Source organism: Rhodocista pekingensis (assembly GCF_042665545.1).
Lineage (GTDB): Bacteria > Pseudomonadota > Alphaproteobacteria > Azospirillales > Azospirillaceae > Rhodocista > Rhodocista pekingensis.
The window spans coordinates 93,535-117,954 of record NZ_JBHTCM010000012.1; the positions used below are offsets into that span (position 1 = coordinate 93,535).

26 protein-coding genes and 1 riboswitch are annotated in these 24,420 nt (G+C 70.1%); of the genes, 11 read left to right on the top strand and 15 right to left on the bottom strand.

The features are described 5' to 3' along the window. Positions 1–129: 129 nt before the first annotated feature. Positions 130–546, top strand: coding sequence for a MarR family winged helix-turn-helix transcriptional regulator (locus ACFQPS_RS13425; RefSeq protein ID WP_377359743.1), 417 nt, complete (start codon positions 130–132; stop codon positions 544–546). Positions 547–596: 50 nt separating this feature from the next. On the opposite strand, the gene ACFQPS_RS13430 is transcribed toward ACFQPS_RS13425, so the two are convergent. The 5 genes from ACFQPS_RS13430 to ACFQPS_RS13450 all read right to left on the bottom strand — a co-directional run bounded on the left by ACFQPS_RS13430 (position 597) and on the right by ACFQPS_RS13450 (position 6,080). Further along, a complete protein-coding gene (locus tag ACFQPS_RS13430) occupies positions 597–1,313 on the bottom strand; it encodes an energy transducer TonB (RefSeq protein WP_377359744.1) in 717 nt (238 codons plus the stop codon). A 108-nt stretch (positions 1,314–1,421) separates the two neighbouring features. Further along, positions 1,422–2,219 carry an ABC transporter ATP-binding protein gene (locus tag ACFQPS_RS13435; RefSeq protein WP_377359745.1) on the bottom strand — a complete coding sequence of 266 codons (798 nt, stop codon included), beginning with the start codon at positions 2,217–2,219 and terminating at the stop codon, positions 1,422–1,424. Then, positions 2,216–3,220, bottom strand: a complete 1,005-nt coding sequence (locus ACFQPS_RS13440; RefSeq protein ID WP_377359746.1) for a FecCD family ABC transporter permease — start codon at positions 3,218–3,220, stop codon at positions 2,216–2,218. Before ACFQPS_RS13440 ends, ACFQPS_RS13435 begins: the two co-directional genes overlap by 4 nt. Continuing rightward, positions 3,217–4,089: an ABC transporter substrate-binding protein gene (locus ACFQPS_RS13445; protein WP_377359747.1), complete on the bottom strand. Its 873-nt coding sequence runs from the start codon at positions 4,087–4,089 to the stop codon at positions 3,217–3,219. Before ACFQPS_RS13445 ends, ACFQPS_RS13440 begins: the two co-directional genes overlap by 4 nt. Next, complete coding sequence (locus ACFQPS_RS13450) at positions 4,089–6,080, bottom strand: TonB-dependent receptor plug domain-containing protein (RefSeq protein WP_377359748.1); 1,992 nt, start codon at positions 6,078–6,080, stop codon at positions 4,089–4,091. Before ACFQPS_RS13450 ends, ACFQPS_RS13445 begins: the two co-directional genes overlap by 1 nt. Positions 6,081–6,315: 235 nt before the next feature. Then, positions 6,316–6,544: riboswitch (cobalamin riboswitch) on the bottom strand. Between the two features lie 108 nt (positions 6,545–6,652). Here ACFQPS_RS13450 and ACFQPS_RS13455 point away from each other — a divergent pair. Then, the gene (locus tag ACFQPS_RS13455; protein WP_377359749.1) at positions 6,653–7,231 is read left to right on the top strand and encodes an AAA family ATPase; all 579 of its coding nucleotides are present in this window, start codon (positions 6,653–6,655) and stop codon (positions 7,229–7,231) included. Positions 7,232–7,275: 44 nt separating this feature from the next. Here ACFQPS_RS13455 and ACFQPS_RS13460 read toward each other — a convergent pair whose 3' ends face one another. After that, positions 7,276–8,577: a pentapeptide repeat-containing protein gene (locus ACFQPS_RS13460; protein WP_377359750.1), complete on the bottom strand. Its 1,302-nt coding sequence runs from the start codon at positions 8,575–8,577 to the stop codon at positions 7,276–7,278. A 119-nt stretch (positions 8,578–8,696) separates the two neighbouring features. Here ACFQPS_RS13460 and phoU point away from each other — a divergent pair, with 119 nt between their 5' ends. Further along, positions 8,697–9,431 (top strand): phosphate signaling complex protein PhoU, encoded by a 735-nt coding sequence (phoU, locus tag ACFQPS_RS13465; RefSeq protein ID WP_377359751.1) that lies wholly within the window; start codon positions 8,697–8,699, stop codon positions 9,429–9,431. 294 nt (positions 9,432–9,725) lie between these two features. Then, on the top strand, positions 9,726–10,163 hold the full coding sequence (locus ACFQPS_RS13470; RefSeq protein ID WP_377359752.1) for a hypothetical protein: 438 nt from the start codon (positions 9,726–9,728) through the stop codon (positions 10,161–10,163). Positions 10,164–10,203: 40 nt separating this feature from the next. Here ACFQPS_RS13470 and ACFQPS_RS13475 read toward each other — a convergent pair whose 3' ends face one another. Beyond that, a complete protein-coding gene (locus ACFQPS_RS13475; protein WP_377359753.1) occupies positions 10,204–11,181 on the bottom strand; it encodes an IS1595 family transposase in 978 nt (325 codons plus the stop codon). Positions 11,182–11,296: 115 nt separating this feature from the next. On the opposite strand from ACFQPS_RS13475, the gene ACFQPS_RS13480 reads away from it, so the two are divergent. Beyond that, the gene (locus ACFQPS_RS13480; protein ID WP_377359754.1) at positions 11,297–11,527 is read left to right on the top strand and encodes a DUF6471 domain-containing protein; all 231 of its coding nucleotides are present in this window, start codon (positions 11,297–11,299) and stop codon (positions 11,525–11,527) included. On the opposite strand, the gene ACFQPS_RS13485 is transcribed toward ACFQPS_RS13480, so the two are convergent. Then, a complete protein-coding gene (locus tag ACFQPS_RS13485; protein WP_377359755.1) occupies positions 11,524–12,420 on the bottom strand; it encodes a hypothetical protein in 897 nt (298 codons plus the stop codon). The two genes, ACFQPS_RS13480 and ACFQPS_RS13485, sit on opposite strands and share 4 nt — an antisense overlap. A 104-nt stretch (positions 12,421–12,524) precedes the next feature. On the opposite strand from ACFQPS_RS13485, the gene ACFQPS_RS13490 reads away from it, so the two are divergent. Both ACFQPS_RS13490 and ACFQPS_RS13495 read left to right on the top strand, forming a co-directional pair. Beyond that, the gene (locus ACFQPS_RS13490; RefSeq protein ID WP_377359756.1) at positions 12,525–12,842 is read left to right on the top strand and encodes a hypothetical protein; all 318 of its coding nucleotides are present in this window, start codon (positions 12,525–12,527) and stop codon (positions 12,840–12,842) included. Between the two features lie 92 nt (positions 12,843–12,934). After that, positions 12,935–13,708, top strand: a complete 774-nt coding sequence (locus tag ACFQPS_RS13495) for a hypothetical protein (RefSeq protein ID WP_377359757.1) — start codon at positions 12,935–12,937, stop codon at positions 13,706–13,708. A gap of 18 nt (positions 13,709–13,726) precedes the next feature. Here the strand turns inward: ACFQPS_RS13495 and fliG are convergent, their stop codons facing one another. The 7 genes from fliG to ACFQPS_RS13530 all read right to left on the bottom strand — a co-directional run bounded on the left by fliG (position 13,727) and on the right by ACFQPS_RS13530 (position 21,216). Further along, on the bottom strand, positions 13,727–14,749 hold the full coding sequence (gene fliG, locus ACFQPS_RS13500; RefSeq protein WP_012565899.1) for a flagellar motor switch protein FliG: 1,023 nt from the start codon (positions 14,747–14,749) through the stop codon (positions 13,727–13,729). Positions 14,750–14,935: 186 nt separating this feature from the next. Further along, complete coding sequence (locus ACFQPS_RS13505) at positions 14,936–15,184, bottom strand: hypothetical protein (protein ID WP_377359758.1); 249 nt, start codon at positions 15,182–15,184, stop codon at positions 14,936–14,938. Between the two features lie 427 nt (positions 15,185–15,611). Then, on the bottom strand, positions 15,612–18,710 hold the full coding sequence (locus ACFQPS_RS13510; RefSeq protein ID WP_377359759.1) for an efflux RND transporter permease subunit: 3,099 nt from the start codon (positions 18,708–18,710) through the stop codon (positions 15,612–15,614). 37 nt (positions 18,711–18,747) lie between these two features. Beyond that, positions 18,748–19,977 carry an efflux RND transporter periplasmic adaptor subunit gene (locus ACFQPS_RS13515; protein WP_377359760.1) on the bottom strand — a complete coding sequence of 410 codons (1,230 nt, stop codon included), beginning with the start codon at positions 19,975–19,977 and terminating at the stop codon, positions 18,748–18,750. A gap of 320 nt (positions 19,978–20,297) precedes the next feature. After that, on the bottom strand, positions 20,298–20,477 hold the full coding sequence (locus ACFQPS_RS13520; protein ID WP_377359761.1) for a hypothetical protein: 180 nt from the start codon (positions 20,475–20,477) through the stop codon (positions 20,298–20,300). Next, a complete protein-coding gene (gene tatA, locus ACFQPS_RS13525; RefSeq protein ID WP_377359762.1) occupies positions 20,474–20,650 on the bottom strand; it encodes a twin-arginine translocase TatA/TatE family subunit in 177 nt (58 codons plus the stop codon). The genes ACFQPS_RS13520 and tatA overlap by 4 nt, the downstream gene beginning before the upstream one ends. Positions 20,651–20,805: 155 nt before the next feature. Beyond that, the gene (locus ACFQPS_RS13530) at positions 20,806–21,216 is read right to left on the bottom strand and encodes a hypothetical protein (RefSeq protein ID WP_377359763.1); all 411 of its coding nucleotides are present in this window, start codon (positions 21,214–21,216) and stop codon (positions 20,806–20,808) included. Between the two features lie 364 nt (positions 21,217–21,580). Here ACFQPS_RS13530 and ACFQPS_RS13535 point away from each other — a divergent pair, with 364 nt between their 5' ends. From ACFQPS_RS13535 to ACFQPS_RS13550, 4 genes are all read left to right on the top strand, one after another. Beyond that, positions 21,581–21,985, top strand: a complete 405-nt coding sequence (locus tag ACFQPS_RS13535) for a hypothetical protein (protein ID WP_377359764.1) — start codon at positions 21,581–21,583, stop codon at positions 21,983–21,985. 229 nt (positions 21,986–22,214) lie between these two features. Beyond that, positions 22,215–22,871, top strand: a complete 657-nt coding sequence (locus ACFQPS_RS13540) for an energy transducer TonB (RefSeq protein ID WP_377359765.1) — start codon at positions 22,215–22,217, stop codon at positions 22,869–22,871. Between the two features lie 44 nt (positions 22,872–22,915). Beyond that, positions 22,916–23,911 carry a MotA/TolQ/ExbB proton channel family protein gene (locus ACFQPS_RS13545; protein WP_377359766.1) on the top strand — a complete coding sequence of 332 codons (996 nt, stop codon included), beginning with the start codon at positions 22,916–22,918 and terminating at the stop codon, positions 23,909–23,911. An 8-nt stretch (positions 23,912–23,919) separates the two neighbouring features. After that, positions 23,920–24,354: an ExbD/TolR family protein gene (locus tag ACFQPS_RS13550; protein WP_417715204.1), complete on the top strand. Its 435-nt coding sequence runs from the start codon at positions 23,920–23,922 to the stop codon at positions 24,352–24,354. The last annotated feature ends 66 nt before the right edge of the window (positions 24,355–24,420 follow it).

Below are 24,420 nucleotides of genomic sequence, written 5' to 3' on the forward strand. Positions count from 1 at the left end.
TACCTGCGCCTGCCGCGCTAGGTAAGATTGTATGTGTCGGGGAAACAGATGGTCGATGCAGGTTACGTGGTCGAGCGTCAGGGGAGGGGGATGGCCCTGTCAACGCGAGGACCCCAGGAGTTGGGACCGGTGCTGCGCGATGCGTACCGGGCCTTCTACCGTGCCCTCCAGCAGCGGATCGCGCCCCACGGGGTCACCATGGGCCAGTGGTTCTTTCTGCGTGCCCTGTGGGAGCTGGACGGCGTCACGCAGCGCGAACTGTCGCAGCGCGTCGGCATGATGGAGCCGACGACCGTGACCGCCCTGAACGGGATGGAACGCAGCGGTCTGGTCCGCCGCGTGCGCAATCCGCACGACCGGCGCAAGGTCAATGTCTACCTGACGGACCGCGGGCGGGAGCTGAAGACAGTCCTGCTGCCCTGTCTGGCGGATGTCTCCCGCGCCGCCGTCGTCGGTCTCGACCATGGCAGCATCGAACGCGCGACTCAGATCCTGAACCGGGTGACGGCCAATCTGGACAGGGCCCACCTCGAACTGGATGCCTGACGGGGACCGCCCCGGGCGGCGGTGCGGTCCGTGTCCGGGGCCAGCGGGGATCAGGGGCGGTCGAGATTGAACGCCAGCGGCACTTCCACCACGGCGGCGACGGGCAGCCCGTCCCGGCGGGCCGGATCGAAGCGCCACCCTTTCACCGTGTCGATGGCGGCATCGTCCAGCAGGGCCCAGCCGCTGCTCTCCACCAGCGAAACCTGGACCGGCTCGCCCGACGGTCCGACCGTGACCCGCAGCAGCACCTTTCCCTGGAGTCCCTGGCGCCGGGCCGCCTCCGGATAGGCCGGCGCCGGATTGTCTGGCCGCGCGCGGGCCGGCGATGGCCCCAGGTCGTGGCCGGCGGGCACGCGCGTGATGAAGGACTCCAGGTCCACCGGCTCCGGCGCCGGCAGGGGCGGGGGCGCGTCCGGGGCCCGCAGCGCCTGCGTCGCCTGTGCCGCCAGCCGGGGCGGTGCGATCCGCACCGGCAACTCCGGCCAGGCCAGATGATGCGGCGGCTCCGGCAGCGACTCCGGCCCGACGGTCGCGCCGGCATCGTCCACCGGGCTGGCGGGAACCCGGCCCGTCACCGTCGCCAGGGCCGCGGCGGCGGCCCGGCGCAGGGTAGCGCGCGACGCCTCCCCGCCCGCGGGACGGACCAGCACCTCCACGGCCGTCTCCTCCAGCGGGGCGCGGCGCTGCGGGTCGGCAGCCAGTCCCGCCAGCAGCCCCAGCCCCAGCAGATGTGCGGCGACGGACAGGGCCAGCGCGCGGCGGGGCATCCGCGTCCTACGGGCGGCGGGATCGGGGCTCAGGGTCGCGGGCGCGGCGGCGGCCAGGGACAAAGGCGCTCCTTCTCGGGGCGGACGGGCAGGCACCCGGCCGGGGGATCAGGATTCGGGGTCCCGCCCCAGCCGCTCCCAGGGAACGTAGGCGACCGCGCCGCCCGCTTCCAGGGCCAGCATCCGCACACCGTAGACCGCCTCGAGCAGCACCGGGCGCAGCACCTCCGCCGGCGGGCCGTCCGCGGCGACGCCGCCGCGCGACAGCAGCACCACCCGGTCGCAGTAGCGGGCCGCCAGCGTCAGGTCGTGCAGCACGACCAGCGTCCCCATGCCCCGCGCGCTGCCCTGGCGCAGCACCTCCATCACCTGGAGCTGATGGTAGGGGTCCAACCCCGCCACCGGCTCATCCGCGAGCAGCAGGTCCGGCTCCACCGCCAGGGCACGGGCCAGCAGCACCCGCGCCCGCTCACCGCCCGACAGCGTCGTCACGACGCGGTCGCGCAGATGGCCGACGCCGCACTGCGAGAGCGCCCGCTCGATGGCGGCCGCATCGGCCGCGCCGGGCGCGCGCCAGGGGTCGAGGTGCGGCAGCCGGCCCAGCGCCACCACCCGCTCCACCGTCAACGGCCAGTGGACGGCGGTGGACTGCGCCAGATAGGCCAGCCGGCGGGCCAGCAGCCGCGGCGGCACCCGGTCCAGGGCCGTGCCGTCCAGGGTCGCCGTCCCGGCGTCGGCCCGCAGCAGCCCGGCCAGACACTTCAGCAGGGTGGTCTTGCCGGCACCGTTGGGGCCGATCAGTCCGACCAGCTCGCCGCGCCCCAGGGCGACACCGGCTTCGGCCAGGACCGTCCGCCCGGAATAGGACAGGCGCAGGCCGCGCCCTTCGAGCAGGGGGGCGCTCATGCCACCCTCCGCCGCGTGCGCAGCACCAGGGCCAGGAAGAACGGCGCGCCCAGCAGGGCGGTGACGACCCCCAGCTTCAGTTCGGACGGTCCGGCCCCGCCCAGGCGGACGGCGACGTCGGCCGCCAGCGTCAGCGCCGCGCCGCCCAGGGCGGACAACGGCAGCAGCCGGCTCGGCCGGTGTCCCACCAGCGGGCGCAGCAGGTGCGGCACGATCAGGCCGACGAAGCCGATGGTCCCGGCCACCGACACGGCGGCACCGACCGCCAGCGCCGTGCCGACGATCACCAGCGCGCCCAGCCGGCCGATGGCGAATCCCAGGGAGCGCGCCGTCTCCTCCCCCAGGGTCAGGGCGTCCAGGCCGCGGCCGGTGCCCAGCAGCAGCACGGCTCCGACCAGCATGAAGGGCGCCGCCAGATAGACATGGTCCAGGCTGCGGTCGGACAGCGAGCCCAGCATCCAGAAGACGATCTCCGCCAGCGCGAAGGGGTTCGGGGAGAGCGACAGGGCCAGCGAGGTCAGCGCCCCCGCGAGGCTGCTGATGGCCACGCCGGCCAGGATCAGGGTCAGCACGCCGGCGTCGCGTCCGGCCAGGGCATAGAGCAGGGCCACCGCCACCAGGGCGCCGGCCATGCCGCCGATCGGCAGCGCCAGGGGAAAGGCCAGCGACAGGCCGCTGTAGAAGGTGACGACGGCGCCCAGGGCGGCGCTGGCCGACACGCCCAGCAGGCCCGGTTCGGCCAGCGGGTTGCGCAGCAGGCCCTGGAGGGCGGCACCCGAAAGACCCAGCACGGCGCCGATCAGCAGGCCCAGGATCGCCCGCGGCAGGCGGATCTCCGCGAAGATCACGGCGGCGGTGCTGTCGCCGCCGGCCCACCAGTCGCCCACCGCCGTGGACAGCGACACGGCGCTGGGTCCCACGGCCAGGGAGGCCACGAACAGCAGCACGACCAGCAGGGTCAGGACCGGGACCAGCAGCCCCGGGGAAAGCTCCCGCGTCATGGCAGGTCCGCCGCGGCGGGGGTCTGCGCCACCTGCGTGCCCGCGCCCAGCAGATCCCGCCGCGCCTCGGCCAGCCGGACCACGGCGTCGGCGATGAAGGGGGCGCCGCAGCTCATCAGCGGGCCGGGGATGTCGGGCCGCGCCCGCGGCGGGACGCTGCGGGCCAGGGCGGGGTGGCGCAGCAACTGGTCGGCCAGCGACGGGTACGCCTCGGGACCTCGGTCGGCGACCAGCAGGTCCGGCGGGTCGGCGGCCACGCTCTCCACCGGCAGGTAGCCATAGCCCCGCAGGCCCAGACCGGCGGCGTAGTTGGTGAAGCCCGCCGCGGCCAGCACCGCGTCGGAGAGGGTGCCGCCGCCCGCGGTGAAACCGCCCGGCTCCAGCGTCAGGGCGGTGGGGCGGGCGCTGTCATGGGGGGCGGCGGCGGCCAGCTTCGCATCCATCTCCGCCAGCAGGGCTTCGCCGCGCTCCGGCACGCCCAGCGCCCGGGCGACCTCCCGCGTCTGGGCCCGGATGTCGTCGAAGCCGGAGGCAAGCCCCAGTTCCACCACGGGGATGCCGCGCGCCCGCAGCAGGGCGACGGTGGCGCGGGTCGTGTAGGTTCCGGCCAGCACGATGTCCGGCCGCAGCGGCAGGATCTCCTCCGCTACGCCCTGCACGGCGGGCAGCGCCCTGGCCTCGGCCGCGACATGCGACAGGCCGGGGTCGCGCGCCAGATGCGACAGGGCCGCGATCCGCTCCGGCGGCAGCAGCAGCACCGCGAGCTGGTCGGTGCACAGGTTGAGCGACACCACCCGCTGCGGCCCGTCGGCGGCGTGGGCATGCCACGCCGCCAGCAGGGTCACGAGGGCTGCGAGGGCCCGCCGCATCAGTATGTCGCTCTGACGCCGACGAGGATGCCCCGGTCCGGCTGGGCGAAGCCGTTGGGGTCCTCGATCGTCCGGTCGAACAGGTTGGTGCCGCGGGCGTAGAGCTGGAGGTCGTCCCGCGCCTGCCAGGTCAGCGACAGGTTCGCCAGCACGTAGCCGCCGGCCGTGCCCTCTCCGCCGTAGCCGCTCGCATCGGGATAGATGTAGTCCCGCCGCCGCCCGATGAAGGAGACCTCCGGGGCCACGGTCAGGCCCGCGACGGGCTCCAGTGCCGCCGTGAAGGCCAGCGCGTGCTCAGGCCGGCGCAACAGGCGGGCGTCGGTCTGCTCGTTGCGGGCATCCGTCCAGGTCCAGCTCGCCGTCAGCTCGGCCCAGTCCGCGGGGCGCAGGGTAAGGATCGTCTCCACCCCCTTGGTGTGCGCCTCGTTGACGTTGACGACCGTGCTCGTGAAGTCCGGGTTGTAGCGGTAGGTGATCAGGTCGTCGATGTCGCTCTGGAACCAGGTTACCGACACGGTGACAAGGTTGCTGCGCCCCGCCCCCGGCAGGTCTGTCTCGAACCCGGCCTCCCAGCCGACGCTCTTCTCCGGGTCCAGGTCAGGATTGCCGCGGTAGCCGTAATTGTTCGTACCAAAGCGGTCGTACAGGGTGGGTGCCTTGAAGGCGCTGCCGGCCGCCGCCTTCAGGCGGGTGGCGAGGGAGGGCAGCGGCACGACCGCACCCAGGCGCCAGGTCGTCGTGGTGCCGAAATCGTCCGGATGCTCGTTGCGCAGGCCGGCCGTCACGTCCACCGCGTCGAACAGGCGGGCCTGGGCGTGGACATAGAGGGCGAGGCTGTCGGCGTCCGCGTCCACGGCGCTGGTGTAAGGCCCGTAGGCGGAGACGGAGCGGGTGTCGAAATCCGCCTCGTCCCGCACGAACGATGCGCCGAAGCCCAGCACCCCGTCCTTCATCGCCGCCGTCGCCGGCAGGGTCAGGTTGTTCTGCCAGTCGGCCTGGGTCCGCACGCTGTCATAGGTATCGCGGCTGTAATCGGCGGAGACGCTGTCCGGGTCGTTGCGGTAGGTGCGATCGTAGCGGCTCTGCCCCACGCTCAGCCGCGAATTCAGCGCCCCGGCGAAGAACAGCCGCTCGCCGGCGAGCTGCCAGGCCAGATGGTCGCTCTCCCCGGTGGAGTTCGGCTCGTCCTGCGGGACGTTGTCGAGGTCGCTCTCCGCCCGGCGCCAGCGCAGCAGCGCCTCCAGCCGGCCGTTCTCCAGCCGGACCACGGCCTTGCCGGTGGCGGTCAGGGCGTCGAAGCCGTCCTCCTCGCCCAGATTGCCGGCCATCCGCGACGGCGTGGCGTTGTCGCCGTCGGTGGTGAAGCCCTGGACGCTGACGCCGTAGTCCAGATTGTCGAGCGTGCCGTAGAGGCCGGCGCTGCCGCGCCAGGTCTTGTCCGTCCCGGCGGCAGCATCGACCTCGGCGGTGGCGGCGGAGGGGCCGCCGGCGCGGGTGATCATGTTGATCACGCCGCCGATGGCGTTCGAGCCGTAAAGGGTGGAGGCGGGGCCGCGCACCACCTCGATCCGGCTGACCCCCTCAAGCAGGTCGTCGCCGAAGTTGAAGGCGCCGGCGGTCATGGCCGGATCGTTCACCGGCAGGCCGTCCAGCAGCACCAGGACATGGTCGCTGTTGGTGCCGCGCAGGAACAGCGAGGAGTTGCCGCCGGGGCCGCCGCTACGGGTCAGGGCGGCGCCGGGCAGGGTGCGCAGGGCGTCGGGCAGGGTCTGCCAGGCGTTGCGCCGGATCTCCTCGCGGTCGATGACGCTGACGGAGGCGGGAATGCGGTCGATCGGCGTCGGCGTCCGGGTGGCGGTGACGACGATCTCCTCCACTCGGGAAGCATCATCGGCCGCAGCCGTCGCGGGGAGTGCCGGCAGGACAAGGGCCGCCGCCAGGAAGGGCAGCGGAAACCGGGTCTGCGGGAAGAGGGAAGGGCGCTTCTGCATCGCTTGCGTGCCGACTGGCGCCACGGCCGCGCAGGGCGCAGACCGGGCGGTTGGGGACTTCGGGTTCCCTTGGACACGGCACGGCTCCGCCCCCGCCCGGAAACGACCGGCGCGGTACTGGCGGCAAAGACGACTCGTCAGAGGACGCATGCGCGCACCCCCGTCCACGGCAACCCATCGGGCACGTCACCGCAAAACGGAGGACCGTCCCATCGATGCACCCCGCCCGATGGCTGCGTGACGCTTCATGCCGGCAGGTCTCCTGGCTCTCGGGTCAACATCCGACGCCCGGCCTTCCCAGTTTCCCAGTGGCCTGTTCCCGTCCGTGCGGACGGGGGCGGCGGACTCGCCGATCACAGTTGCGGGGGCAGCCACGGCGTTGGCCCCACCCGGTCACCCGGGCACAGGCCGCACCGTCGTTCCCTTTTCACCCCTTTGGGGGGACCGACACATGTGCGGCACTCTAGGGAAATCACCCGGGCACGACAAGGCGGCTCCATCGCCGCAGGGTGCAGCCCAGGGACGGCAAGCGCCCCTTTCCCCGCCCGGCCGCAAGGCTCTAGCATCGCCGGATGGATATCCGCCCGCACACCCGCCCCCACCGCATCGGCATCACCGGCAGCGCCGGCGTCGGCAAGACGACGCTGGCGGAGGCGCTGGGCGACCGGCTGGACCTGCCGGTGATGGCGGAGGCGATGCGGTCGATGCTGGAGGCCGGATTCGATCTCCACACCCTGACGCGCGAGGGGCACCGCGACCTGATCCGCACCCAGGCGGATGCGCTGGTGCGGGGGATGGCGCGGGCCGAAGCCGGCTTCGTCACCGACCGCACGCCGCTGGACTTCGCCGCCCATTGGCTGTCCAACGGGTTCGGGGTGGACGATCCCGCCGGCACCGAGGCGCTGCTTGCCCGTGCGGTGGCGGCGATGGCGGACTACAGCGCCGTGCTGCTGCTGCCCTGGGGCTGCATCCCGCTGGAGGATGACGGCGTGCGCTACCCCAATCCGTGGATGCAGCTCCATTTCCAGGAACTGGTGGCGGGGCTGTGCCGGCGCTGGGTCGATCCCGCCCGGCTGGTCGTCGTGCCGGACCGGGTGATGGCCCCGGCGGAGCGGCTGGACTGGGTGCTGCGACGACTCGCTGCCGGCTGACGGCTTGATGGCCTGAGGGGCGCCGCCCGCCAGGGCATCGGGGGTCAGTCGTCCTCGTCCTCCTCCGGCCGGGGCATGGCGGCGCCGGTCAGCACCGCCCCGTCCAACTGGGCGCCGCGCAGGTTGGCGTCGATCAGGTTGGCGCCCGTGAGGTCGGCCCCCCGCAGATCGGCCCCGGACAGGTTGGCGTTGCGCAGGTTCGCCCGCACGAGGCTGGCCTTCACGAGCTTCGTGCCGGAGAGGTTCGCCGGCCACAGCCGCCCGGTGGGGCGGCCGTCCGGTCCCTTTATATCGACCGACCCGATCTCCGCCCCGTCCAGCCGGGCGCCCGTCAGATCGACCCCGCGCAGGTTCGACCCGTCCAGCGTGGCGCCGGAGAGATCGGCATTCTGGAGGTTGGCCGAGACCAGATCGGTCATGATCAGCAGCGATTCGCGCAGCTTGGCGCCGACCATGATGCAGTGCTTCAGGCTGGCACCGCTGAGGTTCACCTTCTCCAGCCCGATATGGGACAGGTCCTCCCCGTCCAGGGTGGCGCGCGTACCCTTCGCGCCGTTGGAGTTGATCCAGACGAAATGCTCCGACAGCGTGGCCTGGACCTTCTGCGAGAAGTTGTCCTTCGAGCGGGTGATGTTGGCCCCGGTCATGTCCACGCTGGCGAGGCTGACCCCGTCCAGGTTCGCGCCGTGCAGGTCGGCGTTGCGCAGGCTGGCGCCGGTCAGGTTGGCGCCCATCAGGTTGGCGCCGCGCAGGGAGGCGCCGGCAAGGTTCGCCCCGGCAAGGTTGGCGCCGCGCAGGTCGCTGCTGGAGAAGTTGGTCGATTTCAGCACGGCGTTGGAGAAGTTGCAGCCGGACATCTGCGCGCCCTGGCAGTCGGCGCCGACCATGCTGCACTCGCCCAGATCGGCCCCGGCCAGATTGGCGTTGGAGAGCAGCGCGTCGTCCAGGTCCGCCCCCGACAGGTCGGAGCGCTGCACGCTCATCTGGCTGGGACTGCGCCGGTCCAGCAGGGCGCCGCCGCGCAAATCCGCCTCGCGCAGGATGGCGCCCTTCAGCTTGGCGCCGCGCAGATGCGCCCCGCGCAGGTCCGCCTTGGCCAGATTGCAGCCGGTCAGCAATGCCCGCGTCATCCGTGCCGCGAAAAGGTCGGCCTGGCTGAGGTTGGCCCGCGTGAAGTCGCAGTCCGAAAGGTTCGCGCCCGACAGCTTGGCCGATTGCAGGTTGGCGGCATTGAAGTTATGCCCCTGGAGGTCCACCAGCGGCATCATCGCCCGCGCGCCGCCCGTCAGCCGCTTCAACCAGCGTTCGTGCTTCTCCAGCGTGGCGATCAACTCGTGGGGCGTCATGGCCTGATCGCGGCGCAGCCGCTAGTCAGAGGTGGACAATCGTTTTCTTAGCGGATTATTGGCTCATGTGGAACCGTGGCGGCATGTCCGCGGGCAGGGTTCCCGAGGGGAGGTCCAGAATGCAGTCGCAGCACATCGTCAACGCCTATGACCAGGAGCTTCGCAAGCTCCACAGCTATATCGCGGAGATGGGGGGGCAGGCGGAACAGCAGCTCCGGGAGGCGATGCAGGCCATCGTCACCCGCGATTCGGACCTCGCCGGCAAGGTCGTGCGCGAGGACGGGCTGCTGGACGAGCTGGAGCGCAAGGTCGAGGCCCAGACCATCCGCCTGCTCGCGCTCCGCCAGCCGGTCGCCTGCGATCTGCGCGAGGTGATCACGGCGCTGAAGGCCGCATCGAACCTGGAGCGCATCGGCGACTTCGCCGCCAATGTCGCCAAGCGGTCGCTGGCGTTGCAGCAGATGCCGGAGATCGGGCTCACCCGCTCCCTCGGCCCGCTGGGCCAGACGGCGGGGGAGATGCTGAACGCCGTGGTGCAGGCCTATCTCGACGACGACATCGACGGGGCCCTGCGGGTGCGCGACCGCGACGAGGATCTGGACCGGGCCTATACGGCGCTGTTCCGCGAGCTGCTGACCTACATGATGGAGACGCCGCAGCGGATCACCGCCTGCACGCACCTGCTGTTCGCGGCGAAGAACCTGGAGCGCATCGGCGACCACGCGACCAACATCGCCGAGGCGGTCTGCTTCCGCATCCGCGGCAGCCTGCCGGAGGAGGAGCGCCAGAAGGGCGACGAAACCAGCTTCGCCGTCGTCTCCCCGGGCATCCTCGGCGACGGTCCCACCCGCTGAACCGTCGCTCCGCCCCGGCCGCGCCGGCGTGACCGGAACCGCGCCGGCGGGACCGGAACCCCGCCGGGCGCGGACGGTTGGTCCCGTCGGGGGCGGGCCGCGCCGGCCGGCAGCCTCCGGGACCCAGCGCCGGGAGAGCGGGCAGGCATGATCGCGGAACAGATCGAGGCGGACCACGGGGCCGGGCGCGAGCTGCTGGCCCTGGTCGGCAACAGCGTCCAGTACGGCCCCGGCCTTATGGCGCAAACGCCACCAGCGTCAGCCTAGGTGCCGGCCCGCTCTCCCGATACCTTCATGAGCATGGGAGACACCTACCTCATATCGGGGCTGCTGACCAAGCGGGCGGAGATGGCGGGCGAGTTGTCCAAGCTCCGCCAGCGCATGGACGCCATCGCGCACGACCTGGCAGCCGTTGACCGGCTGTTGAAGGCGTTCGGCTATCAGGGTGAGCCGGAGGAAGACATCTGCCCCGTGGTGAAGCGGGAGACAGTCACCCGGCGCGGCTCTCTGGCGAACGATGCGCTGGACATTCTACGGGAGGCGTCGGAGCCCATGTCCGCTGCGGCCGTGGCCGACATCATCGCCACGCGGCGGGGGCTGCAACTGCCCACCGCACGGCAACGGGAGACGTTCCGGGAGCACGTCCGACAATCCATGCGCCGGCTGCGCCAGAAAGGCGTCCTGGAACTGCTTGGGACCGGGAATGCCGTGGTCTGGCGGGTGAAGCCGTGAAGGGGCGGGATAATGATGGGTGTGCGCTCCTGAAACCACATCAACCCGCGCGCCGCTGCCACCGCCCGGTGAAGTCCACCGACTGAGCGCAGGCGGCAACGCGGGCCACCAGCCGGCTGAACAGCGTCCCGTTCGCGTCCCGGCGGTGATCCTCCCGCCACGCCATCTCGGCAGCGTAGCGGTGCAGGTACAGGCCGCTGATGTGGTGGTGCTGGCCCCACTCCGCCCGGCGCAGGCGAGCAAAGAAGCTCTCCGCCTGATTGGTGCAGGCGTCCGCGAAGGAGAAGGCTTCCTTGTGGTTGATCCGCTTCATGGCGTAGCGGGCGCGCAGGTCATCCCAGGATGCGGCTTCGTCGGCATGGATGGTGCTGCCCCGCTCCACGCGGGCGCGGATGAAGGCCGCGCTTTCTTCCTCGGAGCGGAACACGCTGGTCAGCGTGCGGCCGTCGCGCTCCCGAACCGCCACGACGACGCGGCGCTTGCCGGTCTGGTGCTGGGCAAGGCGACGGTCCTTGCGATCCTCCTTCCGGTTCTCGGGCCGGATGTGCCCGCCGACATAGCAGCCGTCCACCTCGACCACGGCGCCGGCCCCGCCGACCATCGCGCCCTTCATCTCGGAAGCCATCGCCTCCCGGAGCTTGTGCCCCAGCACCCAGGCAGCCTTCGCGGACACGCCCAGGTCCCGGGCGAGCTGCAAGGAGCTGATGCCCTTCACCGCGTTCACGAAGATGACGATGGCCGCAAGGTAATCCCGGACGTGGAGCTTGTGGTAGGCGAACAGCGTCCCGGACGTGGGCGAGAAGTCCCGCCGGCACGCACGGCACCGATACCGGGGCGAGCCGCCGCGAGCCACGTCATAGCAGATGCAGCCGCCGCAATGGGGGCAGACGGGTTCGCCCTGCGTCTCGGGCCAGCGCAGCCGGCGGAAGGTGGCCCATGCCTCGGCATTGTCCATCCTCAGCACGGCCTTCAGGCTGATCGTGCGGGAGGCGGCGGAAAGCAGGAAGTGCTGGGCCATTGCGTTTGCCATCGTTTGCGTTACTCACGTAACGTATATGATGGCATGCGGGTAACGTTGTCAATGGCAATCGTAACGTATACGATGGCATCTGCACCGATTTTGGAGATGCACGATGCGCACGGAAGAGGAATGGGCCGCTTACACCAAACGGCTGCTGAAAGCTGAGATGACGAAGCGGGGTGTGACCTATGACCAGCTTACGGAAAGGCTGGCCGCGCTCGGAGTTCACGATACATCGGTGAACATTCGGAACAAGGTCGCCAGGGGAAAGTTTACAGCGGTATTTTTCTTACAGTGCCTAGAGGCGGTGGGGTGCAAGACCCTGCATGTAGCGGAAGATTAGTCTTCGTTGTCGAGGGAAGCCATGCCGTGGTATCCGGTTATCCTAAACGCAATGGGAGTCCCGTTCGGGCGCGTTTCCACATTCACATCGACCCAAAAACCCTTCCTATAAATGTTGTCCGAAGCCTCTCGAATCTCGAACTTGATACGCTCTGCGGCCACATCTGAAACGTAGATCAGTGGCAAGTCTTTTGAGGTGATCTTGTTGATTACAACGCGCTCCGAAGTTCGCTTTCCGGGCGCAGCGTCCTTTGTGTTTGATTGCTGAAATACCATAAGTACCTTTTCATAATCGGCGCCCCCGACATGCTCAAGCGCTTTCTTGTGCCTCCTGAGACCATCAAGGGCATTTCTGGCCTGAGTGGTATCAAATTCAAGCGCTAGCCTTTCCTTGCGCTCGTCTTTTTCATAGGTGACACAAGACAGCCTTGCGCTGGCGTCCGGGTCCTTGGCGATAGACGCGACCTGCCCCATCCAGTCTGAAATGTCGGATTTGGTCGCCTCTTCGTCGCGCCCCTCTCCGCTCCAATAAGGGCTCAAGCGTTTGCCCCACCGCTTAATAAAGTCTTCTAGAATAAGTATTTTATCCATCACGCCAATTAGGGTGGCTACACCCATGATGGCCCAAGGGATAAACTCAGCCTCTATGCATCCGGCGCGCACCTCCTTTACATAGATACTTACATCAGGCGCCAAATCCGGATGGTGTGCGCGGATGAATTTTTCATACTGGCTGGCAAGCGCAGTGAACGACGCAACGAAATCCCCAATCTCTATGGGGTCCGTCGTGTCAAGCTTCAGGACAAGATATGGCGTTCCGCTTTCCATGAACCTACGGTAATCGCTGGCTGTAGCGTTGTCACCATAGTTCGGCGCAAAGGGGTTAGCGAGCATGGCTCAGCCTCCTAAGCTGCGGCCCGACCAGCCCGTTCCGGTCTGGTGGCGTTTGCGCCATAAGGCCGTACGGCCCCGAGGAACGGGGCATCCCGCTGGAGCGGATGCTCCGGCTCTGGCGGGCGCATGGCGCGATGCTGCGCGAGGCGGTGGCCCCGCTGCTGCCGGACGCGCCGTCAGCGGACATCGCGGCCCTCCACGGGCAGGTGGAGGTGCTCTGCGGTTCCCTGCTCGGCGCCCAGGCGGACGAGGCGCCGGGCTGGCGCGCGGACTATGTCCGGCTCCGGGAGCTGTTCGACCGTCAGTGCCTGCTGGAATCGGCGGAGATCACGCCCCGCCTGCTGGCGCTTCCCGCGTCCCGGATCGCCGAGGCGTCGGCCCTGGCCGGGCGGCTGCGCGGCCCCGGCGCCATCACCGGCTGAGGCACGGCCCCTGGCGCCGTGGCGGCGGTCCGGTCGGCACGCGCCTTGCTTGGGTCCGGTCAGCGTTCCAGACGCACCGACCGGGACCCGCCATGCCGATCCGCCACCGCTTCTCCCCCGCCGTCCGCTCCGCCCTTGTCCCCTCGCTGCTGCTCGCGGCCCTGCTCGGCCTGCCCGGCTGCGGCACCCGCCCGGTCGCGGTGGGCATGCTGGCCGAGCCGCAACCCCTGCTGAACTCGGCGGCGCACTGGCAGATCGTGGCCCGCGACGCCGCCTGGGCAGTTTCTGCCTATCTGGAGGAGAAGACGGGCAAGAAGGGCCCGGTCGCTGTCTACATGATGCGCAACGACGGCAGCCTGTTCGCCGACGCCTTCCTGGGCGCCATGCAGACGGAATTCGTGGACCGCGGCCATCCGGTAGCGCTCGATCCGCGGCCCGACGTGACCTCGGTCGGGGTGGATGTGCTGATCGTGCCACGCTCGCCCGGCTCCGATCCGGTGCATACCGTGCCGGGACCGCTGACGGTGCTGGCGTCGGGGGCGGCGGTGGGGACCTGGGTCGCCGACAAGTTCCCCTGGGGCATCTCCGCGGTGCTGGCCGGGCTGGGTCTGGACGCCGTGCGGGCGCTGCCCGATGCGGCAGACACCGAGATGGTGCTGACCGTCTCGCTGGAGCAGGACGGCTTCTTCACCTTCCGCACCAGCGCCGTCTATTACGTGGAGAGCCGCAACCTCTGGCACTACCGGCCCGACGGCGACTGGACCATGGCCCGCTCCTTCAACGAGGTGCCGGCCAGCGCCATCGGCTATGACCTGGGCGGCGAGCCCTACGTGATCCAGAAGGGCGGCTCGCGGCGCAACCGCTGACGGCCGCGGCGCCGGCCGTCAGTAGACCAGTTCGTCCTCGCCCTTGCCCGACGCGATGACGATCTCCCCGCGGGCGGCCATGTCCTTGGCGATCTGCACCATGTACATCTGCGCCTCGTCCACGTCGCGCAGGCGCACCGGCCCCATGGCGGCCATGTCCTCGCGCATGATCTTGGCGGCGCGTTCGGACATGTTGGTGAAGAACATGTCCTTCAGCGTCTCCGAGGCGCCCTTCAGCGCCGTCGCCAGCTTCTGCTTGTCCACGCTGCGCAGCAGGGTCTGGATGCCGCTGGGGTCCAGCTTGCTCAGATCCTCGAAGGTGAACATCAGCGCCCGGATACGCTCCGCGCTGTCGCGGTTGCGTTCCTCCAGGGCGGCGAGGAAGCGGCTTTCCGTGTTGCGGTCCAGGCTGTTGAAGATCTCCGCCATCATCTCGTGCGCGTCGCGGCGGTTGGTGCGGGCGAGGTTCGACATGAATTCCGTGCGCAGGGTGCGCTCGATGTCGTCGATGACCTCCTTCTGCACCGCCTCCATGCGCAGCATGCGCATGATGACCTCCATGGCGAAGCTTTCGGGCAGCAGCGCCAGCACGCGGGAGGAATGGTCGGGCTTGATCTTGGAGAGCACGACCGCGACGGTCTGCGGGTATTCGTTCTTCAGGTAGTTCGCCAGCACCTGCTCGTTCACGTTGGCGAGCTTGTCCCACATGGTGCGGCCGGCAGGACCGCGGATCTCCTCCATGATGGAGTCGACCTTGTCCTTCGACATCACCTTCAGCAGCAGGCGCTCGGTGCTGTCGAAGGTGCCGACCAGCGAGCCGGTGGAGGAGATCTGCTCCGCGAACTCCACGAACAGGCGCTCGACCAGGTTGGCGCTGACGGTGCCCAGGTTGGCCATCGTCTGCGACAGTTCCTTGATCTCGTCGTCGCCCATCAGCGAGAACAGCTTGCTGGCGTGCTCCTCGCCCAGCGCCAGCATCAGGATGGCCGCCTTCTCCGGCCCGGTCAGGCCGCGATAGTCCTCGCGCACTCGGATGGCCATGTCCGCCCCCAGTCCCGCCTCTGCCGCCGCGGCCGTTCCGCCGGGAACTCCCCTCCCGGGAGCGGGGCCGGCCGCACCGTCTCCCCAAGAGATAGGGGATATTCCTTTCAGAATCGCACAAGGCCCGTGCGAAGGGAAGAGAGCGAGTCCGCCCCGCGGGCGGGCGACCGGAAAGGAACCTCTATCTCAGCAGGGCAGGGACGGCGGGCCGAGGTGGCAGGGGTCGGAGCCGCCGGGGGCGGCACGCTCCGACCACAGGCCCGCGGCGATGGCGCGGGCCGCCTCCCGCCGCGACAGGCGGGGGGCGAAACGGCGGTAGGTCTCGACGGCGGCGGTGAAGGCGCTGACCGTGTCGGCACCCAGGCTGCAATGGCGCCGGTACACGGCCGCCGCCACATCCGTCGCGGTGACATAGTCGCTGGAATACCGGCTCATCCGCACCTCCTTGCTGCGGCGATCGTGGGACGGGCTCCCGTCCACGGCCATGCCGCATCGGTCGAAGCCGTAAGAAAAACGGCATGAATCCGCTCTGCGCCCGGAGTGCCCGGAGTAAGCCGAGGCGTGGGATCCGGGCGGTTCGGATAGCGGTGAACGGTGCGACGGGCGGCCGCGGCGCGCGTGCCTGCCGATTAGAGCCATGGCCGTCGCCGGAAGACGTGCCGGTGATGACGGCCCTGCCGGTCGGGCGGGTTAACGTCCGCCCAGGCGGCGATTCCGCCCCTCTTCGGCCGCCCTCCGGCGGGGAAGCCGCACCGGACCGGAAGGGGCGGGACAGATCGGGCAGGGCGGAAAAACGATGCCCCGCCGGGCGCTCGGACGCGGCGGGGCATCGGGACCGGTTCGGCCGTGACGCGGTCGCTGCTCAGTCGTCGCCGCCGACCGGCCGCAGGCGTGGCAGCTCGGGTTCCTCCTTCGGCGTGAGGAAGCGGCTGAACAGGGGGCCGATCCTGTGTTGCAGGTCGTCCATGAAGGTGAAGGCGACGGGGACGACGATCAGCGACAGCAGGGTGGAGGTGATCAGGCCACCGATCACGGCCACCGCCATGGGCTGGCGGAACTCCGTATCGGCGCCCCAGCCGATGGCGATGGGGGCCATGCCGGCGATCATGGCGATCGACGTCATGATGATCGGCCGGGCGCGCTTGGCACCGGCGTCCAGCAGGGCGGCGTGCCGGTCCAGGCCGTGGTCGCGGATCGAGACGATGGCGTACTCGACCAGGAGGATCGAGTTCTTCGTCACGATCCCCATCAGCATCAGGATGCCGATCAGCGAGGACAGGCTGATGCTCATGCCGCAGATCAGCAGCGCTCCCAGCGCTCCGCCCAGCGAGAGCGGCAGCGCCATCAGGATCGTCGGCGGCTGGAAGAAGTTGCGGAACAGCAGCAGCAGCACGGCGACGATCAGGGCCAGGGCGGTGCCCAGCGCCACGGCGAAGCCCTGGAACAGGATCGCCATCTGCTCGGCACCGCCGACCGGCGGCTTGGAGATGCCGGGCGGGAGATGTGCCAGTGAGGGCAGGGCGTTGATGATCCGCATCGCATCGCCGAATTCCATGCCGCGCAGGTCGGCCTGGACGGAGACGCGCCGCGCCCGGTCGTAGCGCTGGATCTGCACCGGGCCGGAGCCCAGCCCGATCTCGGCGACCGACTTCAGCGGCACCGTCGTGCCGCTGGAGGTGCGGACCCGGAGGTTCTCGATCATCTCCAGATCCGCGCGGTATTCCGGGGCGAGCTGCACCCGGATCGGGATCTGGCGGTCGCCCAGGTTGAACTTGGCGGTGTTGCTGTCGATGTCGCCCAGCGTGGCGATGCGGGCCACCTGGCCGATGGCGGCGACGGAGACGCCCTGTTCGGCGGCGCGGTCGAACAGCGGCCTGATCAGGATTTCCGGCCGTTGCAGCGCCGCCGTCGTCGTCACGTTGGCGACGAAGGGCAGGGTCCGCAGCTCCGCTGCAACCGTCTCGGCATGGCGGTCGAGCTGCTCGCCGTCGTTGCCGGTCAGCGCGATGGAGATGTCGCGTCCGCCGCCGCCGGGTCCCTGCGCCTGGAAGTAGACACGGGCCCCCGGTACCTGGGCGAACAGCGGCTGCACCTCCGTCTCGAACTCCTTCTGGGAAAGCTCGCGCTCGGCGGCGTCCTTCAGCATGACGATGATCTGGGCCTGGCGCACCTGGCCGCCACGGCCCGCACTGGTCCAGACACCCGCCACCTCGGGGCGGTCCTTCAGCAGGCCGCCGGCGCGCTGGACGGCGGCATCCGTCTCCGCCAGCGTGGCCCCGGGCGGCAGTTCCACCGACAGGATGGAGAAGCCGATGTCCTGGTTCGGGACGAAGGTGCTGGGGATCAACAGGATCGGCAGCACCGAGCCGACGAAGATCAGCCCCGTCAGGCCCGCCGTTTTCCAGCGGTTGCGCAGGCACCAGTCCAGCAGGCCCAGATACCGGTGCGACCAGGGGCCGGGGCCGTGCTCCGCCCCCTGGTGCGGCTTCAGCAGGTAGGCGGCCATCATCGGGGTGATCAGGCGCGCCACGGCCAGGCTGAACAGCACCGACACGGCGACCGTGATGCCGAAGCTCTTGAAGAACTGTCCCGGGATGCCGGGCATGAAGCTGACCGGCAGGAACACCACGACGATGGTCATGGTGGTCGCCACGACCGCCAGCCCGATCTCGTCCGCCGCCTCCATGGCGGCGGCGTAGGGGCGTTTGCCCATGCGGATGTGACGGACGATGTTCTCGATCTCGACGATGGCGTCATCGACCAGGATGCCGACCACCAGCGCCAGCGCCAGCAGCGTGATCCCGTTCAGCGAGAAGCCCAGCCACTGCATCGCCAGGAAGGTCGGGATGGTGGAGAGCGGCATCGCCAGCGCCGAGATCATCGTCGCCCGGGCGTCGCGCAGGAACCACCACACCACCGCCACGGCCAGCGCCGCGCCGATGATCAGCGCTTCGATGGAGGCCATGAAGGAGGCGCGGGTGAACTTCACGAGGTCGATGATCAGCTCGAAACGGACGTCGGGATGTTCCTTCTTGAGCTGCTCGATCACCTCGGCGATGCCGTCCGCGACCGTCACCTCGCTGGAGCCGGGGGCCCGCTTGATGGCGAAGGTGACGGCCGGCTCCCCGTTCAGGCGCGCGATGGAGCGCATCTCGGTGGTGCCGTCCACCACCTCGCCCAGCTCGCTCAGCCGGACCTTGCGCCCGCCGGAGATGGCGATCTCTGTGTTGCGCAGGTCCTCGACCGTGTGTGCCGCTCCCAGGGTCCGGATGGCCTGCTCGCTGGCGCCGACATTGCCGCGGCCGCCGGGCAGGTCCACGTTCAGGGAGCGGAGCTGGGCGTTGACCTCGTCCGCCGTGACGCCCAGCGCCATCAGCCGGACCGGGTCCAGCTTGACCTTGATCTCGCGTTCCAGGCCGCCGCGCCGCTCGATCTCGCCCACCCCGCGCACCCGCTGGATGGCGCGGGTGATCTCGTTGTCCACCAGCCAGGACAGCTCCTCCACCGACCGCACCTGCGAGGCGACGGAGTAGTAGAGGATGGCGTCGCCGGTGACGTCCAGCCGACGGACCTGGGGTTCGTAGATGTCCTGCGGCAGGTCGGACCGGATGCGGCTGACGGCGTCGCGCACGTCGTTGACGGCGCGGTCGGTGTCGTAGCCGATCTTGAACTCGATCGTCGTGTTGGTGCTGCCGTCCGTCACCGTGGAGGAGATCTTGTCGATCCCGGTGATGCTGGCGACGGCGTCCTCGACCTTCTTGGTGACCTGGGTCTCCAGCTCCGACGGGGCCGCGCCGGGGCGGGAGACGGAGACATTGACGACGGGGAAGTCGATGTCCGGGTCCTGCGCCACGTCCATCGTCAGGAAACTGACGATGCCCGCGAAGATCAGGATCATGAACAGGACGATGGGCGGGACCGGGTGGCGGATCGCCACCGCCGAAATGTTGCCGCGGCTCATGGGGGGTCGCCTTGCGCTCTCGGGTTCCGGGCCTGGCTCAGTTCTGCGCCGGCAGCGGCGCCACCGGCACGTCGGGCATCCTGTCCGCCACGGTGACGGTATCGCCGTCCTTGAGGTAGCCGGCGCCGGCCACCACCACCGTCTCTCCGGGGGTGACGCCCTTGAGCAGGGCGATCTGTCCGTTCTCGCGGGCACCGGTCTCCACCGGGCGCATCTCGGCCGTGTTGCCGTCACCCAGCACGAAGACGAGCGGCCGGGCGTCCTTGTAGACGAGGGCGTTCTCCGGGACGGTCGGCGCGGTCATGCTGCCGAGCTGCACCATCCCGGTGACGAACATGCCCGGCCGCAGGTCGGGCGATGCGGCGACGTCGATCTTGACGGTGCCCATGCGGGTCTTGGGATCGACGGTCGGGGCCACCAGCCGTACCTTGCCCTCATGGGGCGCTCCGGCGCTGCCGTTGACGGACAGCAGCACCTTCTGCCCGGGGGTGAGGCCGACCAGGTCCAGCTCCGGCACGTCGGCGGCCAGCTCGATCCGGTCGTCGCGGATCAGGCGGAACAGCTCCGTGCCGCCGGCCGACATGACCGCGCCCAGGCGCGCGTTGCGCAGGGATACGGTGCCGTCGGCCGGAGCCTTGATCTCCGTCTGCTGGAGTCGGGCCAGCGCCTGCTCCCGGTTCGCCTGCGCGACACCGACCCGCGCCGCGGCGGTGGCGGCGGTGGCGCGGCGGCTGTCCAGTTCACGGGCGCTGACGGCGTTGCTCTTGGACAGTTCCTCGGCACGGCGGACGTTGGCCTTCGCCTCGGCTGACAGGGCTTCCGCCTCCTTCAACGCCGCCTCCTTCTGCATCAGGTCGGCGCGCAGCACGCTGTCGTCGAAACGGGCCAGGACCTGCCCGGCCTTCACCTTGTCGCCCTCGTCCACCAGCACCTGGACGATGGCGAGACCGCTGGTCGAGGTGCCGATCGGCAGCTCGTCCCAGGCCGCCAGCGATCCGGTGACCATCAGGCGGCGGGTCATCACCATGGACTGCACCGGGGCGGTCGTCACGGTCAGGCCGGAGCTGTTGCCGGTCGGGGCCGGCGGTGCGGGCGGGGCCTTGCCGCCGTCACCGGACAGGACCAGGACGGCGACCCCGGCCGCACCGGCCAGCACCAGCGCGGCGACGCCCCAGCGCAGCCAGTGCCGTGGCCGCCGCGGCGTGGGAGGGGCGCTCCTGCCGGGCAGCGGGCGGGACATGGGGGGATCGATCGGCTGGACGCTCATGGGCGCGGACCTCGGGGCGGCCAGGACAGACGGGTCCGGACCGCGGTGGGGATGGCAGGATGGGGACGTTTCGGGGGCCGGCCGGGGGGAACCCGCCGGACGCAACCGACACCGATCCGCAGTTCTGGCCCGGAATCTACGCCGGGCCCGGGATGCCCGGAAGGGGAGTTTTGTTACTGCACTGTACCGTTCCGGTGAGCGAGGTCTTTCTGCGGGCCTGCCATTACGGGGGGAAGGACGCCGCGACCCCAGTCACGGCGCCCATCCCCCCGTCAAGGCGCGGTACTTTACTTGCGCGACTGCGAACAGGTCTTGGCGCTTCAGCCCAGGAAGGGAACGGCGACGATCGCCAGGGTGAAGAGGGCGCCGATCAGCAGCGCGTCGTTGCCCCATTCGACAAGACCGGCCTGTGGCTGGCGCAGGCGCACCACGGCCGCGACCAGCAGCCCGACGGCGAACAGCAGGTGGGCGGCGAGATAGATCTGGAGCTGGAGCATCATTCCGCCTCCCGCCGGGCCGGAGGGGGGGCGGAGTCGGCCGACCGGCCGAGTTCGCGTTTGAAGGCCTTCAGGCCCTTGGCGAGGTCGCCCATCGCCGCCGGCAGCTTGCCGGTGCCGAAGATCAGCAGGACGACCAGAAGGATGACGGTCATCTCCCAGATGCCGAGACTCATGCTCTTTCCTCGAATGGCAGGGATCGGCCGGACACGGGGCGACGCGCGGACCCGGGGGCCGCAGGGCGCAGACGTGTCGGACCGCCGCCGGTCCCGGGGACGGGACCGGAACGGCCAGGGGAACGGCGGCACGCTGCGCGCGGCCGCTCCCGGGCTCAGCCGCGGAGCGGCGGGCCGGTCGGGCAGAGGCCGGAGGGGAGGGGACGACGGGGCGGGACGGGACGGGGGCGCGGCGCCCGCGCCGGGCGCTCCCGACGCGGCAAGGGGAGACGGAGGCCGGCCGCCGTCAGGAACGGCGGCAGGGGGCCGGGACCGCTGTCGGGCCGTGGCAGGCGCTTGGCCGTCAGATCGGGGCGGCCGGCGGGGTCGATCGCCTTGGGAACCGCGACGGGGGTGGCCAGCAGCCCGTCGCTTCCGGTCGGCCATGCGGACAGGGCATGGCGCAGCGACTCCAGCGCACCACCGGGGCGGGACAGCCCGCCGCCGAGCACGATGGCGATACAGAGCAGCAGTCCGGAAACAATCCGGGCACAGAACCGCAACCGGGGCGGCGGGCTCGGCAACACTCTCGTCGACTCCCACAGGGGCCGGTCGCGCCGGCCCGCGCCGGGACCATCGCGCAGAACCGGCCCCGACGCAACGGTGCCTCCGGACAGGGCATCCCACCGGCAGGTCGCCGGGGCGCCGGGTGCGCTGCGGTCGCGGATATCCTGTCGTCGCGTCTGGAACGGATCATTCTCCCCTGTCCGGACAGCAACCATGCCGGACGAGGAACCAATGCCTTGGCCGCAGCCCATCCATTTCATGGTATGCAAAGCCCGCATTGCTCCGGCCCTTAGCCCTCGAATTGCACAGTTGTCGCAGGGGCGAAAAAGATGGCAGCTATGGGGCGGGACGGACTTTTTCGGTCTTTTGCAGGATTGTTACGCGATGCTGCGGCGCTGGGCCCACGGGCTCCTCGCATTTATCTTCTGCCTGACGCTGGTTGAGGGGCGATCCTCCTCCGCCCTTGCGGACGGCTGGGCATCCGCGGCGGCAACCCACGACACCGTCGTCATCGCGCTCGAAGACGGTATGCCGAGTGCGTTGGAGAAGTTCCGCTCCGTCGATCCGCGGGCCCCGCGGGTCGAAACCGAGGTGAAGCGCGAGCGCGAAGGGGGGCCGGGAGACGGCTCCATCGGCGTGGCTCTTGTCGCCTTCTTCCTCTTCATCGCGGCATTCTCCGCAGGGTCCTTCCGCGCCTCGCGGCCCTCGCCGGCTGCGTGGCTCCGGCCCGCCAACCGGCCGCAGGCCGCCGGGCGCTGCCCGACCGGTCCGCCCGCCCTTCCGGCCTGAGGGCCACTTGCCGCGCGGGAACCACCTTCCGCCGGCCTGATCCCCGACCATCGTCCTCGGACCCGGTGCCCTGAGAGGGTGCTCCCGGACGGGCATGCGCTTGGTCGCCCCTTTCGAACCGGCATTCCGTGCGCAACTGCCGTCCGTACCCGGCCCGTTTCGAGGCAGGGGGACGCGGCCGGCCTTGGACTGCCTCGCCGACCCAACTCAAGGCAAGCAGAGTCACCCCATGTCCCTTGACGTCTACAGGCCGCCCGAAGCGGACCCGCGCGGCCGGCTGATCGGCATCGGCTTCGTGATCGTCCTTCACATCCTGCTCGTCTACGCCCTGGTCACCGGCCTGGCCCGCAAGGCCGTGGAGATCGTGGCGGCGCCGATCAAGACGGAGATCATCGAGGAGCTGAAGCCGGAGCTGCCGGACGAGCCGCCGCCGCCCCCGCCGCCGCCGACCTTCGACACGCCGCCGCCGCCCTACATCCCGCCGCCGGAGATCCAGGTCGCCCAGCCGCCGCCGCAGACCCAGGCCATCGTCGCTACCACGACGGAGAAGCCCAAGGAGATGCCGCCGCCCCCGACCCGGTTCACCGAACCCAAGCGGGAGGCTGCGAAGCCGGATGCGCGCTCCTTCACCCGGCCCGAATATCCGGCCATGTCCGTCAGGCTGGAGGAGGAGGGCAGCACCGTGCTGCGCCTGTTCTGTGCCGAGAACGGCCGGATCACCGAGGCCGAGGTGCAGACCAGCAGCGGCCACCCGCGGCTGGACGACGCCACGCTGAAGGAGGCCAAGCGCGGCCGCTGGAAGTGCAAGCCCGGCACCGCGGACGGCAAGCCGGAAGGAAGCTGGTTCCTCTTCAAATACACCTGGCGGCTTGAGGACGCGCGCTGACGCGCCGACGCCGATACCCCCCATCCATGAGCACAGGACCCATCATGTCGAGCAAAGTCAGCCGCGCCGTGGCGGCAACCGCCCTGATCGCCGGTATCCTCGCCGGCACCACCGTCCCCGCTTTCGCCGCGAAGAAGGCCGCCGCCCCGGCGGAGACGGCCGCGCCGGCGCCGGCGCCGGCCGAAGCCGCTCCCCCGGCCGCTCCGGCCGATGTCGCGGCTCCCGCCGTCGACACCGCGACCCCGACCGCCGATGCCGCCGCCCCCGTTGACGGCGCCACGCCGCCCGAGGCCGGTGCGGATGCTGCCGCTCCGGGCGAGGCCGCGCCGCCGGTCGGCCTGCCGGGCCAGGTTACCGAGGTCGAGAACCCCTACGGCCTCTCCGCTCTGTGGGCCCAGGGCGACTTCGTCTCGAAGGGCACGCTCGTGGCCATGATCATCATGTCCATGGGCACCTGGTACATCATGCTGACCAAGCTGTTCGAGCAGTCCCGCCTGCTGCGTCAGGCCAAGGTCGCGCGCAAGGAGTTCTGGACCGCCGGCAGCATCACCGAGGGTGCCAAGCGCCTGGGCGACAAGAGCGTCTTCCGCAGCATCGTCGAGAGCGGCGTGCGTTCCGCCGAGCACCATGACGGCGCGCTGACCGATCAGATCGATCTGCACACCTGGGTGACGATGTCGTTGCAGCGCACGGTCGAGACCACCCAGAGCCGCCTCCAGGAGGGTCTGGCCTTCCTCGCCACCGTCGGTTCCACGGCTCCGTTCGTCGGTCTGTTCGGTACGGTGTGGGGCATCTACCACGCGCTGGTCGCCATCGGCCTCTCCGGTCAGGCCTCGATCGACAAGGTCGCCGGTCCGGTCGGTGAAGCGCTGATCATGACCGCCATCGGTCTGGCCGTCGCCGTGCCGGCGGTGCTCGGCTACAACTGGCTGGTCCGCCGCAACAAGGCCTGCACCGATGCGCTGCGGTCCTTCTCGGCCGACCTGCACGCTGTCCTGCTCGCCCAGACGCACCGCTCGCACATGGCCCGGAGCGCCTGACCATGGGGATGAGCGTCGGATCCCCGTCCGGCGACGAAGATGAGGTGGTGTCGGCGATCAACACGACACCCCTCGTCGACGTGATGCTGGTGCTGCTGATCATCTTCCTGATCACGATCCCGGTGGCCATTCAGACGGTCCCCGTGGAGCTGCCGAAGGAGATGAACCAGCCCACCACCACGAAGCCGGAGAACATCACCATCGCCGTCGATGTGGACGGGAACATCTACTGGAACGCCCAGCTCGTCCCGGACTACAACGAGCTGTTCGAGCGGATGAAGGAGATCGCGGTCAAGAACCCGCAGCCCGAAATCCACATCCGCGGCGACCAGTCGGCCCGCTACGAATATGTCGGCAAGGTCGTGCTCACGTGCCAGCGCGCCGGCATCTTCAAGATCGGCTTCATCACCGAGCCTCCGGCCGGCGCCATCATGGCCCGCTGACCCGTCGGAAAGGACCAACCCATGGGCATGAATGTTGGGGGGGGCGGAGCGCCCGAAGACGGCGAA

Bases quoted from the DNA above. Each gene is read 5' to 3' on its own strand.
- ACFQPS_RS13520 (WP_377359761.1), bottom strand. From the start codon at position 20,477: ATGATGCTCCAGCTCCAGATCTATCTCGCCGCCCACCTGCTGTTCGCC.
- ACFQPS_RS13480 (WP_377359754.1), top strand. From the start codon at position 11,297: ATGCGCACGGAAGAGGAATGGGCCGCTTACACCAAACGGCTGCTGAAA.
- ACFQPS_RS13470 (WP_377359752.1), top strand. From the start codon at position 9,726: ATGAGCATGGGAGACACCTACCTCATATCGGGGCTGCTGACCAAGCGG.
- ACFQPS_RS13550 (WP_417715204.1), top strand. From the start codon at position 23,920: ATGAGCGTCGGATCCCCGTCCGGCGACGAAGATGAGGTGGTGTCGGCG.
- ACFQPS_RS13535 (WP_377359764.1), top strand. From the start codon at position 21,581: ATGCTGCGGCGCTGGGCCCACGGGCTCCTCGCATTTATCTTCTGCCTG.
- ACFQPS_RS13440 (WP_377359746.1), bottom strand. From the start codon at position 3,220: ATGACGCGGGAGCTTTCCCCGGGGCTGCTGGTCCCGGTCCTGACCCTG.
- ACFQPS_RS13450 (WP_377359748.1), bottom strand. From the start codon at position 6,080: ATGCAGAAGCGCCCTTCCCTCTTCCCGCAGACCCGGTTTCCGCTGCCC.
- ACFQPS_RS13515 (WP_377359760.1), bottom strand. From the start codon at position 19,977: ATGAGCGTCCAGCCGATCGATCCCCCCATGTCCCGCCCGCTGCCCGGC.
- ACFQPS_RS13510 (WP_377359759.1), bottom strand. From the start codon at position 18,710: ATGAGCCGCGGCAACATTTCGGCGGTGGCGATCCGCCACCCGGTCCCG.
- ACFQPS_RS13435 (WP_377359745.1), bottom strand. From the start codon at position 2,219: ATGAGCGCCCCCCTGCTCGAAGGGCGCGGCCTGCGCCTGTCCTATTCC.
- ACFQPS_RS13445 (WP_377359747.1), bottom strand. From the start codon at position 4,089: ATGCGGCGGGCCCTCGCAGCCCTCGTGACCCTGCTGGCGGCGTGGCAT.
- tatA (WP_377359762.1), bottom strand. From the start codon at position 20,650: ATGAGTCTCGGCATCTGGGAGATGACCGTCATCCTTCTGGTCGTCCTG.
- ACFQPS_RS13495 (WP_377359757.1), top strand. From the start codon at position 12,935: ATGCCGATCCGCCACCGCTTCTCCCCCGCCGTCCGCTCCGCCCTTGTC.
- phoU (WP_377359751.1), top strand. From the start codon at position 8,697: ATGCAGTCGCAGCACATCGTCAACGCCTATGACCAGGAGCTTCGCAAG.
- ACFQPS_RS13455 (WP_377359749.1), top strand. From the start codon at position 6,653: ATGGATATCCGCCCGCACACCCGCCCCCACCGCATCGGCATCACCGGC.
- ACFQPS_RS13460 (WP_377359750.1), bottom strand. From the start codon at position 8,577: ATGACGCCCCACGAGTTGATCGCCACGCTGGAGAAGCACGAACGCTGG.
- ACFQPS_RS13505 (WP_377359758.1), bottom strand. From the start codon at position 15,184: ATGAGCCGGTATTCCAGCGACTATGTCACCGCGACGGATGTGGCGGCG.
- ACFQPS_RS13540 (WP_377359765.1), top strand. From the start codon at position 22,215: ATGTCCCTTGACGTCTACAGGCCGCCCGAAGCGGACCCGCGCGGCCGG.
- ACFQPS_RS13545 (WP_377359766.1), top strand. From the start codon at position 22,916: ATGTCGAGCAAAGTCAGCCGCGCCGTGGCGGCAACCGCCCTGATCGCC.
- ACFQPS_RS13485 (WP_377359755.1), bottom strand. From the start codon at position 12,420: ATGCTCGCTAACCCCTTTGCGCCGAACTATGGTGACAACGCTACAGCC.
- ACFQPS_RS13490 (WP_377359756.1), top strand. From the start codon at position 12,525: ATGCTCCGGCTCTGGCGGGCGCATGGCGCGATGCTGCGCGAGGCGGTG.
- fliG (WP_012565899.1), bottom strand. From the start codon at position 14,749: ATGGCCATCCGAGTGCGCGAGGACTATCGCGGCCTGACCGGGCCGGAG.
- ACFQPS_RS13430 (WP_377359744.1), bottom strand. From the start codon at position 1,313: ATGCCCCGCCGCGCGCTGGCCCTGTCCGTCGCCGCACATCTGCTGGGG.
- ACFQPS_RS13475 (WP_377359753.1), bottom strand. From the start codon at position 11,181: ATGGCCCAGCACTTCCTGCTTTCCGCCGCCTCCCGCACGATCAGCCTG.